General features: G+C 60.6%; 10 protein-coding genes. 4 read left to right on the top strand and 6 right to left on the bottom strand.

The window, feature by feature from the left end:
- Positions 1-64: 64 nt before the first annotated feature.
- The 4 genes from H0921_RS01830 to H0921_RS01815 all read right to left on the bottom strand — a co-directional run bounded on the left by H0921_RS01830 (position 65) and on the right by H0921_RS01815 (position 6,891).
- Complete coding sequence (locus tag H0921_RS01830; protein ID WP_194536309.1) at positions 65-3,037, bottom strand: DUF1553 domain-containing protein; 2,973 nt, start codon at positions 3,035-3,037, stop codon at positions 65-67.
- Positions 3,038-3,289: 252 nt separating this feature from the next.
- Entirely contained in the window at positions 3,290-3,760 is a 471-nt protein-coding gene (locus H0921_RS01825; protein ID WP_194536308.1) for a DUF5684 domain-containing protein, read from the bottom strand.
- Positions 3,761-4,043: 283 nt separating this feature from the next.
- Complete coding sequence (glmS, locus tag H0921_RS01820; protein ID WP_194536307.1) at positions 4,044-5,876, bottom strand: glutamine--fructose-6-phosphate transaminase (isomerizing); 1,833 nt, start codon at positions 5,874-5,876, stop codon at positions 4,044-4,046.
- A gap of 79 nt (positions 5,877-5,955) precedes the next feature.
- Positions 5,956-6,891, bottom strand: coding sequence for an XrtA system polysaccharide deacetylase (locus H0921_RS01815; protein WP_194536306.1), 936 nt, complete (start codon positions 6,889-6,891; stop codon positions 5,956-5,958).
- A gap of 315 nt (positions 6,892-7,206) precedes the next feature.
- Here H0921_RS01815 and H0921_RS01810 point away from each other — a divergent pair, with 315 nt between their 5' ends.
- Complete coding sequence (locus tag H0921_RS01810) at positions 7,207-8,319, top strand: NAD(P)-binding domain-containing protein (protein WP_194536305.1); 1,113 nt, start codon at positions 7,207-7,209, stop codon at positions 8,317-8,319.
- Complete coding sequence (locus H0921_RS01805) at positions 8,316-9,299, top strand: NAD-dependent epimerase/dehydratase family protein (RefSeq protein ID WP_194536304.1); 984 nt, start codon at positions 8,316-8,318, stop codon at positions 9,297-9,299. The genes H0921_RS01810 and H0921_RS01805 overlap by 4 nt, the downstream gene beginning before the upstream one ends.
- A 55-nt stretch (positions 9,300-9,354) precedes the next feature.
- On the opposite strand, the gene H0921_RS01800 is transcribed toward H0921_RS01805, so the two are convergent.
- Positions 9,355-10,605, bottom strand: a complete 1,251-nt coding sequence (locus tag H0921_RS01800) for a competence/damage-inducible protein A (RefSeq protein WP_194536303.1) — start codon at positions 10,603-10,605, stop codon at positions 9,355-9,357.
- Positions 10,606-10,725: 120 nt separating this feature from the next.
- On the opposite strand from H0921_RS01800, the gene H0921_RS01795 reads away from it, so the two are divergent.
- Positions 10,726-12,669: a hypothetical protein gene (locus H0921_RS01795; RefSeq protein WP_194536302.1), complete on the top strand. Its 1,944-nt coding sequence runs from the start codon at positions 10,726-10,728 to the stop codon at positions 12,667-12,669.
- Positions 12,670-12,934: 265 nt separating this feature from the next.
- Entirely contained in the window at positions 12,935-13,930 is a 996-nt protein-coding gene (locus H0921_RS01790; protein WP_194536301.1) for a magnesium transporter, read from the top strand.
- A gap of 52 nt (positions 13,931-13,982) precedes the next feature.
- Here H0921_RS01790 and H0921_RS01785 read toward each other — a convergent pair whose 3' ends face one another.
- Positions 13,983-15,764, bottom strand: a complete 1,782-nt coding sequence (locus tag H0921_RS01785; protein ID WP_194536300.1) for an ArnT family glycosyltransferase — start codon at positions 15,762-15,764, stop codon at positions 13,983-13,985.
- Positions 15,765-15,775 lie beyond the last annotated feature (11 nt).

The following is a 15,775-nucleotide window of genomic DNA, read 5'->3' as shown; positions in this document are numbered from 1 at the left end:
TCTTGCGGTGCCTTAGGCGCTGAGACCTGGTAGGATGGACCGCATATAGTTCCCCGTGAGCCATTCACTCGACGTAACGGAACTCATGGCTGGCAAAGACCGACAGGCACACCGCCGCCCAGGCCTCGAGCCGCAAGTCTTTCGGTTGCCGTTCGCTAGGCAAAGTTTGCAGCTTCAGGGTGAACTCCTGCAGGAAGTCCAAGGTCCGTTGGATTTCCTGGGGGGTGGGCTTACGTCCAAAGGCAAGGAGGAATAATCGTTCGAGCCGCTGCCGGTCGTCTTGAGTTTCTGCACAAAGTCGGGCCGCCGCCAAACGGGCCTGGCGATTGGCGAAGGTGCTATTCATCAGGAACAGGGCTTGCGTGCTCACCGTGGTCGCATCGCGCTGGCCGACCGGGACGTCGGGGTCCGCAAAGTCAAACACTTCCAGAATGGGAGGCAGTTCGTTGCGGATGATCGGCAGGTAGACGCTGCGGGTGCGGATAGCGTCCGTGTCCAAATGCTGGCTGCGGGAGTTGTTCTCCACCGCGACCTCTCCGAGATGGGACACGACCGGTCCCCCTCCGCGCCGGTCCAATTGCCCCGATACTGTCAGCATGGCGTCGCGGAGCACTTCGGCTTCTAACCGGCGGCGGTTGGCCCGACCAAAGAGGCGATTCTCCGGGTCCGCTTGGATCAGAGGGGGTGGAGCGTGTACACTCTGGCGATAGGTGTGTGTCAAGACGAGCAAGCGGATCAGTTGCTTGTGGCTGCCCCCATTACGGACAAATTCGGCAGCGAGCGCCTCGAGCAATTCCGGATGGGAAGGCCGTTCTCCTTGGGCGCCAAAGTCATCCACGGTGCGGACGATACCCCGGCCGAACAGATGAGCCCAGATGCGGTTGACTGCGACGCGAGCGGTCAGAGGTTGAGCGGCGATCCATTCGGCCAATTCCCGGCGTCCGCTCTGATGCTGCGGTATTTGCGCCGGTGCAGCATGAGGAAGTACGCGGAGCACCCCGCGAGGGACGACATCCCCCAACTGATGCGGATTGCCGCGGATGTTGATCCGGCAGTCCTCGATCTTATCCTCGTCGCGCACGGCCATGGCGAGAGGCGGGGGGGACGGGGCAGTCTTCTTCAAAGCCGCTTCTTCCGACTCCCATTTACGCACTAACTCGCGGGCCTGCTCCACTGCCTTTTTCACCTCCAGCGGAACCCCCATTTCCTGCTGCGGCAGCCGGGCCAACTCTCCCGACGGCACAAAACGCACCGCATCGACAATCACGTAACCGTCGGTTCCAGCATTCCTGATGGTAACCGTACCGCTCTTGCCGAAGGTGAAAACTCCCAGGGAGTGGAATAAGCCGTCGATGGCGGGACGCCGAGTCTGATCGACTCGAAACGTGGCTTCCCCGTCCTGGTGACGAACCACGATCGGCACATTGGTGGCACGATTGGATCCCGGCGTATAGGCGATGAGGACTTCATAGGGTCCCGCCTGGGGGAAATTGGCCGTAAAAACAACCTCCTTTTCCCCTTTGCCGCTGCGATCGTCATGGATGTATCCCTTCCCGACATACGGCTTGGTGAAGGTGGAATCCTTCCAGGTCCCGGTCCGCCGAGCTTGCGTGTCGTCAAGGGTGATTCCTGCCAGGGCTTGGGGAGAGCGCATCTGGGCTTTCTGTTCAGCCGCGGCGAGCTGATTGCGCGCCTTTTGCAGCTCCTGCTGGACTTGCTTGAGTTTATCCTGATAAGCGCGGTAGGCGGCCCACTGCTTCTCGCCGTCGGGGCCTAAGGGGCGGACAATCCATCCCGACACCGCCGCATTGTTCCGCTTGATGCCCTCGATGGTCCTTGTGCTCCGCAGGATGCCCGCCAGAGCGTAATAGTCGCTTGTGGGAATCGGGTCGAACTTGTGGTCATGACAACGGGCGCAGCCCAGGGCCAATCCAAAAAAGACTTTGCCAATTGTGTCGATTTGTTCATCTACAACATCCATGCGTAATTTGACTTTATCGCGCTCGGCCAGCACTTTGGGACCTATCACCAGAAAACCAGTGGCGATCAGAAGCTCGTCACGTTCTTCCGGAGTACGGGCGGGAAGCAAATCGCCGGCCAGTTGTTCGACGATAAAGCGTCCGTATGGCTTGTCAGTGTTAAAGGAACGGATGACGTAATCCCGATACAACCAGGCCTCGTGATAGGTGAGATTTTCATCTTTGCCGTTAGAGTCGGCGTAGCGTGCGAGGTCGAGCCAGTGGCGGCCCCAGCGTTCACCAAAGTGGGGCGATGCCAGTAAGCGGTCCACAACTTTTTCGTAGGCATCCGGCGCGCTGTCCTGCTCGAAGGCCGCGATTTCCTCTGGTGAGGGGGGCAAACCGATGAGGTCCAGATACAGGCGTCGGAGCAGGGTGGCTCGGTCCGCTTCGGGGGCGCGTGGGAGCTTCCGCTGTTGCAGAGGAGCAGCGATAAAAGCGTCAACATCGGCCGATGTCAGAGGACGCTCGAGTGGTCGCAACGGCTGGAAGCTCCAGAATTGCCGGGCTTGCTGCCAGTCGATTTGGCCGCGAGAACTCGCAGGTGCTGCGGTTGTCCGTGGGTCCGGTGCTCCCAAGCGAATCCACTTCTCAAAGTCCGCAATGACCGTATCCGGTAGCTTCCCTTTCGGGGGCATCAGAGCTACGCCGTCATCTCCTCGCAGAGCCTTCAGCAACAGGCTTTCCATCGGCTTGCCCGGCACCACCGCTGGTCCAGAGTCACCCCCTTGCAGGATCCCCTCGCGAGTGTCCAGGCGCAAATTCGCCTTGGGGCCTTTCTTCGTCTCAGCACTATGGCAACTGTAACACTCGCGGATGAGGACGGGGCGGATTTTGCTCTCGAATAGGGCCACAGCAGCAGCAGACGGACTCTGATCTTTGCCACCGGCTTTGGAGGGCGGTGCCTCTGCGGCACCCGTGCGAGAATTACCGCTGGCCACCAGGGCCATCACTGCAAGGACGATAATCCAGCAACGGTTGGTCGATGGCCAGAGTTGGCAACTAATGGGACCTAACATCGGGGCAGCTCCGATGGTACCGTAACGGCTGGCGTACAAGCTAGATCAGCACATCCTCTTCATCCAACTATTACACACTTTGGGAGGAATCATGTCCAATGTTTTTCAAGATTTTGCGAAGATTCAACCGCCATGAGGGGATGCGAGTACCGCAAGGGGAAAACAGGCAAAGCCGCAGGTGAAGCGCCGCAGGAGGAACGCATCGATTCAGGAGGACGGAGGAGGCTGAGCAAAGGAAAACGGGACGCCTCATTACGGTTTTCTGGATTCCGAGGAACGGCGGAGGGGTTGAGGTAAGGGGGTATGAAGGGCAGGCAAGCGATGATATTCCGCCGAACCAAACCCGATCCACGGATAGAGGATGAAGCCAAAGACGGACATGCCGACGCCGAAGGCTTCTGTTCTCCCAAAGCGTCGGGCGACTTCGACATTCACCACAATCGCCGCCACGAGGTTGACAGGGGGAATCAGCAGCAGCAGGCACCAGAGTGGACTAAGACCGGCGACTCGGACCACGAGCACATAGATGTTGTACCCAGGGATCAAGGCGGCCCAGCGGGATTGGCCCGCTTTTTGGAACACGCCGAGCCACCCCGCCACGACGGCAGGCACCGTGATGACCGCCCAACCCAGCACATAGGGGAGTAGCCATTGGGTCTGTGTGGTGGTCCAGGTATGGCTGGAACCCATGCCCCAGGATGTCCAGAACATTTCCGCGAACATGGTCCTTTCCGCGAGCGCCTCCCGACTCCTCGGAGGAGAAATGCCGGGGTTGCCAATCCACGGGAAACCCGGATGCCGCTTCGCTGGGCGATATTATCGAATGTAACAGATATACCGCCCGCCTGCAACTCAATCCCGTGGCGTGCGGCCTCAGAGTTTTGGATCTTATAACCACGACATTGGGAAACCGAGTCGCTCAACGCTGGAAATGGAGTATCAGACGGCAGCATCCAAAAGGGGCGTCGAGCGCAAAGTCTGGGTTTGCCTGTGCGGCCGGAGATGTTCATTCGACGGTGACGCTCTTGGCGAGATTGCGGGGGCGGTCCACATCGCAGCCCCGCAGCAGGGCCATTTCGTAGGCCAGCAGTTGCAAAGGAATCACGGTGACAATCGGCTGGAGATACTCTGCGACGGCTGGCACGGCGATGACATCGTCGGCAATGGCCGCTACCTCGGCTTCATTCCCACTGGTGATGGCAATAATGGGTCCGCCGCGCGCCTTGATCTCTTGCATATTCGCCAGCACTTTATCGAAGACCGGTCCGCTCGGTACCAGAAAAACGCTCGGTGTCTGTTCATCCACCAATGCGATCGGCCCGTGTTTCATCTCCGCAGCCGGATACCCCTCGGCGTGGATGTAGCTGATCTCCTTGAGCTTCAACGCTCCTTCGAGGGCTACAGGGTAGAGGTATTGCCGGCCCAGGTAGAGCATGTTCGTGGCGTGGGAGTATTTTTCCGCCAGGGTTTTGACGCTGTCATGACATTGCAACGCTTGGCGTACGGCTTCCGGCAGGGCCTGCAACTCGCGGAGGATACGTTGCCCTTGGGAAACGGACAGATGGCGTAATCGGCCTAGATACAACGCGAGCAACGTGAGAACCAGACACTGGGCGGTAAATGCCTTGGTGCTGGCGACGCCGATTTCCGGCCCCGCGTGCAGATAGACTCCGCCATGAGCTTCGCGGGCAATAGAGCTGCCGACCACATTGCAGATTGCCAGGGTGGTCTGGCCGCGGCGGTTGGCTTCCCGCAAGGCGGCCAGGGTATCGGCTGTTTCTCCTGACTGCGTGATAGCTAGCAGAATCGTCTGCGGATCGATGGGAGGGTGGCGGTAGCGTAACTCACTAGCATATTCTACCTCCACCGGCAGACGGGCCAAATCCTCGATCAGATATTCTCCCACCAAACCCGCATAGTAACTGGTGCCGCAACCAGTGATGATGATCCTTTCCACTTGCCGCAATTGGGCCGCGGTCAAATTCAAGCCGCCGAAATGAGCGGTGGCATCCGCTTCGTGCAGACGGCCCCGCATGGCATTGGTCAACGCCTCCGGTTGCTCGTAGATTTCTTTGAGCATGAAGTGGGGATACTCCCCTTTATCTGCCTGACCGTCATTCAAATCGCTAGGCAGCTCCTGCAAAACGAATGGGACCGAAGCGAGCCGCTGATCCAGCACATCCCATTCCTGTTCCGTGAGAACGCAGATTTGCCCGTCCTCCAGGTAATGCACCTTCTCGACCCATCCGCTCAGGGCGTTGGTATCGCTGGCTAAATAGCGTCCCTCGGTGCCTTGGCCCACGACAAGGGGACTGCCCCAACGGGCGGCCACGATCAGCCCCGGCTCCTGGCGGCTCACCACGGCAAGGCCGTATGTTCCCCGAACCAATTGCAACGCTTGCCGGACGGCGCTGACCAAGTCCCCGTGATAATAATGGGCGATCAGATGGGCCAGCACTTCGGTGTCTGTCTCCGAGCGGAATATGACTCCCTGGCTCTGAAGTTGCTGCCGCAGCGCCAAGTAATTCTCGATGACTCCATTGTGGACGACGGCGATCAGCCCAGTCTGATCCGTATGGGGATGAGCGTTGCGATCCGTTGCTCCCCCGTGCGTGGCCCAGCGGGTGTGGCCGATGCCATAGCATCCCGCCGCGGGATATTCGGCAATCAACCGCTGCAATGCCTGAAGTCGGCCCGCTTTTTTCCGGATATGCAATTGCCGGCCCGTGCCCGTGGCGATCCCGCTGCTGTCGTATCCGCGGTATTCCAGGCGGCGCAGGCCTTCCAGCAGGATTGGAGCGGCCTCCCGGCGGCCCGTGAAACCTATGATTCCGCACATCCTAGTGTCCTCCAGCACACTGATCGTGCCTTCTGGCTGGGGCACTCTAACGCATCCATTCAGGAGCGGAAAAGAGGAATCATGCCGCCAGCGTCCCCGCCTGGTCCAGGGAAAAGGTGGGAAGCGGAGGGAACGTTCGCAGCAGTTTTTCCACCACGTCCCAAGCGCGCACGAAGCGATAACGTTGCAGGAGTTTCTGGAATCGGCGAGACGTACGGCGCAGACCCACGTAGGTCCGCCACCGGGCCAGTCCGCGTAGGGGAAGACGGGGTTGATCGGGATCAAACTCCCAGGGATGGAAGTAGAGCACGCCGATGGGGCAGGGCAGCCGGCGGACTTGGTGCAAGCCGGCGTGCAGGAAGGCCAGCGGCCAAAGGCGGAAATGCCCGCCCCCCCCAACCGCCCAATTCCGACCCAACCCCCGCCAGGTCAAGGCTGGCAGCTCCAGAAGACGATGCTGCTCTCCCAGCAACCAGAAGGGTCCGCGGGGAGCTTCTGGGATGCCGTAGCGGTCATGCCGCACCGGGTAAATCGAGGCATCGTAGCGATAGCCACACTCCGCCAGCACATCTGCGACCCACGGCGTCCGCCAACCGATGCTGAAACTAGGTGCGCGGTAGCCGAACACCAGCACGCCAGCGGCATCTTCCAGGGCCGCCTTGCAGCGCCGCACATCCTCCTGAAACTGCTGGCGCGTCATCCGATCCACGCGTTCGTGACACCAGCCATGGGCTGCCACTTCATGTCCGGCGGCGACCAGCTCGCGAATCAAGCTCCGGTGTTTCTGGGCAACTTCTCCGACGATAAAAAATGTGGCCCGTTGGCGGTGAGTTGCCAGCCAAGCCAGGATGTCGCGCGTCCGCGCTTCCATGCGCCGGGCATACTCGTAACGCAGGCCAGCAGGACAATGCAAACGCTGGGCCGCCTCGATTCGATCGTGTTCTTCGACATCGAAACTCAAAATGTACTCGGCTTGATCCCCAAGAGTTAGGGATCTGTTTGTGAATGCTTCCATGCCCTGATCCTTTCCCCGCCTGTCTGATGCCTTCTGCGGAAAATCCCTATCGGTCCAGGCACGGTTTCCCGCCGCAGACACAGGGTGTTATTTCTACCCCGCTACGGCGGACCCTGACAATCCCGATTCCCATCAGCGGGCGGAGAAAGAGGCTGCACCAAATGTTGTCTGACGGATTCCCTGGACCAACTTCCCGGTAAAGCTCACAGACTCATACCGGCAACATCCCGATGCCTCTTGAGTCGAAACCGCCAAGCAGGATAGGATGCCTCCACTTCAGATTCTTCAAGACAGGGCATTCCCAGGGATGGAACAATGAGGAAGCAAGAGATTCGCCGCCTGGCCGTGATTGGAGCCGGACCCGTCGGTATCGAGGCGGCCTTATATGCTCGGCTCTGCGGTTTGCCAGTGATGGTGTACGAACAGGGGGAAGTGGGGGAGTACGTGCAGCGCTGGGGTCACGTGCGGATGTTCACACCCTGGAGTTGGAACGTGTCCCCGTGGGGTCTGCAAGTTCTCCAGGCAGAGTATCCCCAGCGAACGTGGCCGGGGGAGGGAGAGTTGCTCACGGGCCACGAGTATCGTCAGGAGTATCTGCTTCCTTTGGCGGAGTGTTCTCTTCTGCGAGATAGCTTGCAACTAGGGATGCGCGTGGTGCAGGTAGGCCAGAGCCGGAATGGTCAGAGCTGGCGCTTATTGCTGGAGGATAGACAGGGACAGGAACATCTGGCAGAGGCGGATGTGATCCTGGATTGCAGCGGGGTCTATGGGCAGCCCCGTTGGTTGGGAGAAGGCGACCTTCCCGCACGGGGAGAACGGGCAGCACGTCCCCACATTCCCCATGGTGTGGTCGATATTCTTGGCAAAGACCGGGCGGATTATGCGAGTCGCAGCGTCCTCGTGGTGGGTGGGGGCTATTCCGCCGCGAGCAATGTAGTGGCCCTGGCGACTTTAGCCGAAGAGGAACGTGAAACTTGGACTTTCTGGGTCACTCATCTGCCTCGCGGTCAACCCCTGCCCCGCCTCCCCGCCGATCCTCTCAAGGAACGCGACCGCCTAGCAGCTCGTGCCAACATGCTGGCCACTCGCGGCGATGGCCATGTGGAATACTACCCTCAGACCGTCCTCGACGAGGTCTCTTACCTCGGTTCTCAAGCTGGTTTTCACATTGCTGGCAGGAGCCAGGGCAAGTCGGTCTCCTGGTGTGTCGATCGCGTGATTGCCTGCGTGGGGTATCGGCCGGCGCCGTTGGTTGCTTCTGGATTATCTGTTTCAGAGGGGACGTACTATATTCTCGGAGCGAAGGCGCAACCCAGGACGTTTCTGCTAGCCGATGCGTGGAGCCGCATTCAGGAAGTGATAGGCCGCCTGGCCGCTGTGCCAGCGACCCGATTCGCCAAAGCCTCAACCGGGATGAAGGCCGCGTGATCGTTGTCACAGGGGGAAGCGGTTTTGTGGGGAGCCATCTTGTCCGCCTCTTGCTGGCGCGGGGCGAGAAGGTCCGCATTGCGGATCGGCGGGAACCGCCCTGTGACATCGCTCTGTCGGCGGACTTTGTGTCGGTGGACATCTGCGACGATGCCACTTTGCGAACCGTTTTTTGCGATGCCGTGGTGGTGTATCATCTGGCTGCCAATCCGCAACTCTGGGCGCACCGGCGCGGCGAATTCCAGCGAGTCAATTACTGGGGCACGGTGCATGTCCTGCAAGCGGCGTTGCGGCACAGGGTCCGCCGTATTGTGCATGTCAGCACGGAAAGCATTCTGACCCGCCGCGGACTAGAGGATGTCATCACCGAGAACCACGATGTTTCTCGCCGAGAGGTGATCGGTCCTTATTGCCTGTCCAAATGGCGTGCCGAGCGCTACGTCTGGCTGCTAGCTCGTGCCGGAGCGCCAGTCACGATTGTGAATCCCACGCTGCCGATTGGTCCGGGGGACTGGCTGCGCACACCGCCGACACAGATGATCCTTGACATCTGCTTGGGGAAACGGCCAGCCTACGTAGTGGGGGAGTTGAACTTGATCGACGTGCGCGATGTGGCTTTGGGCCTGGCGGCAGCGGCGGAGCGGCCTCCCTCCGAGCACCGTTATATCCTCGGCGGCGAGAATTGGACAATCCGCCAACTCTTCGATACTGTGGCACGACTAGCCGGGGTGCCACCCCCACGCTGGCGCATTCCCTATCCGCTGGCCTTGACGGTGGCCTACGCGGACGAGTTTCTGGCCGACCTCACGGGTCGCCCACCTCAAGCAACGGTGACGGGCGTCAAGCTCACCCGGCGCCGCATGCACTTTGACACCCAGCGAACTCGGGAAGTGCTCTGCCTGCTACCTCGCCCCGTTATCCAATCCCTCCAGGAGATGATCGCCTGGTTCCGCGAGGTCCGTTGGCTGCCGCGAGGGTAAGGAGGTGGGATGGGCCCTATCCGACCCTGTTGCTATTTTGTGGATCGTAATGCTATCAACTCGTAGGACGTCTCAAAAGATGAAGCCGGAGGAGATTCAAGGCGAGTTTGGCTGTGCGGCTCATGATTTCCGTGCGTTCTCCGCTCCAGACGTGCCGCACGACCTCGGTTCCTTGCTGGCTAGCTAAGGCGACGTAGGCGGTGCCGATGGGTTCTTGCGGCGTTCCTCCCGTAGGGCCGGCAAAGCCGGTGGTGGCCACAGCGAGGTCCGCAGCGAAGCGACGCCGGACTGCTTCCGCCATCGCCTGAGCAACCGGCGCACTGACGGCCCCTAACTCGCGGAGCATTTCCCAAGGTATACCCAATTCCTGATGCTTGATCTCCTCCGTATAGGCCACGATGCCGCCACGAAAGTATTGGCTAGCTCCTGGCACCCGGCAAATGCGATGGGCTACCAGCCCGCCCGTGATACTCTCCGCCGCCGCCAAGGTGGCTTTCCGCTCCTGGGCCAATCGCACGACGATGTCTTCCAGCTCTTCGTCCTCGACACCGAACACGATCTCCCCCAGCCGTTGCCGGATCAAGGATTCTGTAGCGCTGACTTGAGCCTGCGCTTCGGCTAAGGTGGGGTAACGGGCGATGATCCGCAAGGAGACCACGGCGTCGCTGACGGTGATTCCCACTTCGGGATTGCGCCCGCGAGCCGTCAGGTCGGCGATTTTTTCCTCCACGGCGGATTCGCCCAGGCCGAAGGTGTTGATCTTGCGATACAGGATAACACCCGCACTACCGACGTGCTTCAGCAATCGAGGGCGGACCTGCTCCTGGAACATGAGTTGCAATTCCCGCGGCACTCCGGGCAGGGCAAAGACTAGGGCCTGGCTGAGATGGAGAAACAAGCCGGGTGCGGTTCCAATCGGATTGGGGAGCAACTCGGCATTTTCTGGGCGCAGGGCTTGCTGGCGGTTGCGCTCCGGCATGGGACGGCCGCGGCTGGAAAAGAAGGTGCGTATATGCTCCAGTGCTGCCGGGTCTTCCACGAGGGAAACCTGTGCGGCCTGTGCCAGGGCTTCACGTGTCAGATCGTCTTGTGTCGGCCCTAATCCTCCGCTGATGAGGATAAGCGAGGCCCGCCCCGCGGCGATATGTAACGCCTCGACAATGTCGGTCAGCTCATCGGGTACGATCGTGTGATAACCGGTTGGTATTCCCACCTCCGCCAGCCGCTGGCTTAACCAGGGACTGTTGGTATCCACCGTCTGGCCGGTCGTTAATTCCGTACCGATGGCGAGGATTTCCGCTCTCATGAATCCGACCTCTGAATCTGGTTGACAGTGGCCGGGGGAGTCGTTATGGCAGCGCAGGACGAGACTGGCTGGCAGGATGGACGGGGGATAGCGCCAGCTCGTACTAGGGGGATCACGCCGATGTCCATTTTGGCAGGCTTCACAGCAGTATGCTTATGGGGAATGGGCGACCTTGGGCAGAGCGGGCGGATGGGGGGTATTCCGGGCGTCCAGGCCACTTCTGCCGACGGTCCGCTCGCCGCTCCTGCTGAGCCTCACGTTCCCCCTGCTTCTGCCGCTCCGGCTTTGCCGGTCGTTCCCGTCGTGCCGCCTCCACCTCCAACGATAGCATCGAACCCTTCGGCTCCCGCCGTCGTGCGTCCGGCTATCGTGGATGTCTCCTTGCCTCCGATCGTGATGCCCCCGGATGTGAGTCCTGCCTCAGCAGATTCTCCGACGCTGCCTTTACCTGTTTCCAGTGCGCCGGCAGCTCCAGGGAGGCCGCTTCCAACCGCTCAGACCTCCGTGCCGGCGTTGCCCCCCTTGCCCTCTGTGCCGCCGCCTCGTGATTCTGAACCCTCCCCTGCGCCAGTGCGGCCACCCTCCGCGCCGGCTCCTTGGCCCAAACTGCCTGTTGTGCCGCCTCCCGGGTCAGACACTTCTCCTCTGCCCAAGCCGCGAAACATTGACAAACCTAACTCCGACCCAGAAAGTATTGGCAAATCTCGCCCCGTTTCGCCACCATCGGTTGCTCCTCAGGCTGTCCCAGCTCCTCCTCAGCCCGCACCGATCGTCGGGTCGCAGTTGCCGCTGCCTCAGCCCCAGAAACCCACGCTTCCGGTTCCTCCACCCTCAGAGCTGCACCAGACGACTCCCAGCGTCCAGCTTCCAACAACTCCGAACGTCCAGGCTCCCACAACGGGTGCTGCACGTTATGTCCTTCTGAAGAACAACAAGCTTATTGTCGGTCCCGTGCGGTTTGAGGGAGATGAAGTGGTCGTCCGGCAAGGGGCCTTAGATCGCCGTTGGCCGAAAACGGAGGTGATCGCCGTAGTTGAGGATGCCCAAGCCGTGTGGCAAACTCTGCGAAAGCAGATTCCGGATACAGATTTGACGGCCCGCCTGGCTTTGGCCCGCTGGTTGATGTTCCAGGGTTTGCGCGAGCAGGCTTTGGCGGAAGCCCGCGCCATCGTGCAGCACGACTCCCAACAGAAACAAGCCCAAGACCTGGTCCGAAGTCTGGAGCTGTCCCTACAACAATTTCCTTCTTCCAGCCAGACCTCACGCTCTGGAGCAGGAGGCCAGATGCTCACGGATTGGTCCCAGGAGCTGCAACTTACAACCCAGGGGATTCTCTCGTTCGCCAATCAGGCTCAACCGGTGCTGGCGAATCAATGCATGGATTGCCACGCACGACCGGACTATTCCGGTCCCTTCCGCTTGACCCGTGTCAGTGGTCTGGAAGTGGGATGGCAGCACACGTGGCAGAACCTGCGCGCGGTGGCGGCTCAACTGGATCGTCAAGAGCCTGCCCAAAGTCCGCTGTTGCGTAAGGCCTTGTCGGCCCATGGGGCGATGAAGCAACCGGCGTTTCTATCGCGGCAAGCGCCAGGCTACAAGGCTCTGGAAGCCTGGGTGTTATCCGCAGTGCCGCCTCCCGCTCCGGCCGTAATTCCGCCGGCGCGCTCTGAGGAGACGCCTCCACCACCCCCGGCGATCCCGCCTGCCCAGACCGAGGACACTCGCGTGTCACCGCCGCGCCATCCGCCGCTTCCTTCCCCGGAGGCGCAGCCGGGCAGCAGTTCAGCCCCCACCGTTCCCTTGCCCCCTGTTCCTTCCCCAGCTCCCCAGCCGAGCGGCAGCACGGCCCCCTCGATCTCCTTGCCCGCCGTCCCGCCGTCGGCTTTACCCCCCGTGCCGCCTCCAGCATCGGCTCCCCAGGGAATGCCATCGATGCCACCTCCGCCCTTGCCCGCCGTCCCGCCCCCGCCTGTTCCTTCGCTCGGTCCCGGCGATATGCTGCCACCTGCGGATGAATTCGACCCAACTCCCTTCCACACGTCGCCCTCCGTTCCCCGACGCTAACGCCGCTCAACAGCGATCTCCCCATTCTCTTCCCGGAATCCGCCTCTGTCGGGGGAAGATATCCGGCTATGCTGCGGGTTCTCGCTGCCGGGGACTTTTTTCGCCGTTTGTGATGTATCACTGACCCCTTGCTGCGCCTGTACGACCCCCCAGTATAGCTACCCACCGTTTAGCTGCTGTGGTAGGGCGGCACCTTGACGAAAGCGGCAGAATCCCCCAAGGTATTCCAGTCCGGTGTCAGCCCGACAATGCTTCAGGAGAGCGGATGGCCGTTCAGAGTATCCTCAACGAACCCGTTTCGCGCCACATGCGGACCGATCCCTGCCGATTGCTGGCAGGCCAGACAGTCGGGGAGGCGTTGGAACACTTGCGCCGGCAAGCTCCTTCCGGCCGGGTTGTGTATTTCTATGTGGTGGATCAGGACAATCGCTTGCTCGGAGTGGTGCCCACCCGGCGCTTGCTCCTGAGCGATCCCCACACACGGGTCGATGACATCATGGTCCGCTCCGTTATCGCCATTCCACACACCGCCACGGTGCTGGAAGCCTGCGAGTTTTTTACTATGCACCGCTTTTTGGCCTTCCCTGTGGTGGATGACCAGAAACGCCTCGTCGGCGTCGTGGACGTAGATTTGTACACCCATGAGCTGACCGATTTGGAACGGCGCGAAGGGAATGAGGACCTCTTCCAGCTCATCGGCGTCCACCTCACGGAATCGAACCAGAAACGTGTCGTGTTGGCATTCCGCTCACGCTTTCCCTGGTTACTGACCAACATCACGGGCGGACTGCTGGCCGCTTGGCTGGCAGATGCCTATGCCGATGTCGCCACTCTGGTCCTCGTGACGCCGTTCATTCCCGTGGTTCTCGCCTTGGCGGAAAGTGTCAGTATTCAATCCGTCAGTTTGGCCTTGGAGACGCTGCACGGAGTGCGTGCGACGTGGCATCTGTACCTGCGGCGGCTCATTCGCGAAGCCCTGGTCGGCCTGATGCTCGGAGCGGCATGCGGCACGGTGGTAGCTTTGGCGGCTTGGCTATGGAAGAAAAACATTTACGCCGGGTTGAGTCTGTTTCTTGGAATCGGAGGGAGCGTGGCCGCGGCGGCGATCGTCGGCATGAGCATACCCTTGATTGTGCGCATCCTGCGTTACAATCCCCAAGTGGCCTCTGGTCCGATTGCCCTGGCCAGTGCTGATATGATCACACTGCTGCTGTATTTCAACCTGGGTCGCTGGTTGTTGGGTCCGACGGCGATGTCGTGAAGACCTCTTGCGGAACTGGGAAGCCCGCCGTTCGAGGATACCAGTCGTTCGGTCAAGGATACCAGTCGCTCCGAAGACGGGCTACCACCACCCGCAAACGAGGATGGCTTCTCCCGATCAGGGCCACACTGCCGCCGTAGTAATTCGGAATCGTTTGGGCAGCGATGGGATCGTCCCAAATGACTTCCGCAACAGTGTCGTAATTTCCCTCAGGCAAGAGGATCGGAATACTCCCGATATGCGGGCGGTGCAATATCCCCGGTTTGGGAGGAACAGGCAAGACTGCGAAATCCTCCGGTCGGATGTGGGACGAACCGGGCACAATGTGTTCCCAGCCTAGCCGCTGAGCGTAGTATTGAAAGCCCCAATGTCCGGCGAACCAGATGCGACTGCAGTTGCGCTCAGGAAGTTCCTGTAAAACTGCCGCCGCTTGTTCGACGCACCACTTTTCCGCTTGAGCATCCAGCAAATCGACGGCAGCAATGGCCCCGCCCGCCACCAGGGACAGGGCCGCCAGAAGCACGGGCAGTCGGTGAGGGCCTTGGACCGCAAGCGCCTGCTTGGCATTTTCCCAAGATAGAAGCAGGTATCGTGGTAATTCCCCGCCCTGGGAATAAAGGCGGGCCGCCGCTAAGTGAGTGACCAGGGTCAGTCCTATAAGCCGCCGGGCTGCCCCGAACGGCGTCAACAGATAATAGCCTGCTAGTTCCACACCCCACCACAACACGAGAAAACGCGAAAGTTTTTGCTCCGCTGGGTCTGCCGCGGGGGAAAAGGCGAGGGCTAGTAGACCTAACACGATGACAATGCCGGAGCAACACCCCGCCACCTGCCAAAACAGCACGGGGAGGGACAACTGGTCTGAAAGGAGGAGAAAATGTTCCGGGACACAACTGGCGAGCAGTGCACCGACCAGCCAAAAACAGGCAGCGCAATACACCGGGCGGCGAGGTAATCCCAAACGGAGGACAACGATCAGCCCGATGGCAGCCCCGAAATATCCCCAATATCCCAGCAGCGGTCCCGTGAGTGCGGCCTTCGCCTGCCACTGCTCCCACAGGCTGCTGTGAGCTTGACTGGAGGCGTGGTACCAGAAGTGTGAGTTGCCATAACGGACGAGGCAGAACCCTTCCCAGGCGAGAAAGATGGCAATAGCCGTGAAACTCGCTGCTAGGGTGAGCGACCAGCGGCGTCGGGGGAGTTGCCCCAGAAGAAGCACCGGCACGAAGGTGAGCAAGGTGTACTTGGTTTGCATGGCCAGACCCAAAAGTGCTCCCGCCATCAGAGCCAGAAACCATGCTCCCCCGCGCCAATCCATATGGCCAGCCCGGCACCAGACTGCCAGCGCCGTGACACCGAGGGCATAGGCCGGTACATCCAGCATCAGGTTGACCGCAGGAAGGATCGCGGGGGACAGCATCAAAACCGCGAGCATCCAGCCTTCTGCTGACCCAGCGAAATATCGGAGTATGGATCGCAAACCATACGCCAGAAGGATGAGCCACGGCCAGGTCCACAGTTTCAGCCAGACGATTTGGTCCCCGAACAACTGCCAGCCCGCAGCCAGCCAGTAGAGATAGACGGGGGGAGCCAAGACCTCGAAAGCAGACTCCGGTTGATCGTACCAGAAAATGGTAAAGCCGTAGGGGTCGAGGGGATGCTGGGCAATGTGCCGGGCGTAGAGGAGATAAGCTGTATCGTCAATGACCACGGGCTTGGCGGCGTTGCATGTGGTCACCACTGTGGCGAGCAGGAGGGGGTAGATGGCCCCTTGGCTTCGCCAAAAGCGGTCCAAAGCGGAGAGTGGAAGTCTAAACCTCTGCTCGGCACTCATAACGTGCGGCT

The organism is Thermogemmata fonticola (assembly GCF_013694095.1).
Taxonomy (GTDB): Bacteria; Planctomycetota; Planctomycetia; order Gemmatales; family Gemmataceae; genus Thermogemmata; species Thermogemmata fonticola.
Note: the sequence above shows the minus strand (reverse complement) of the source record. Positions and strands in the feature narration are given on the sequence as shown.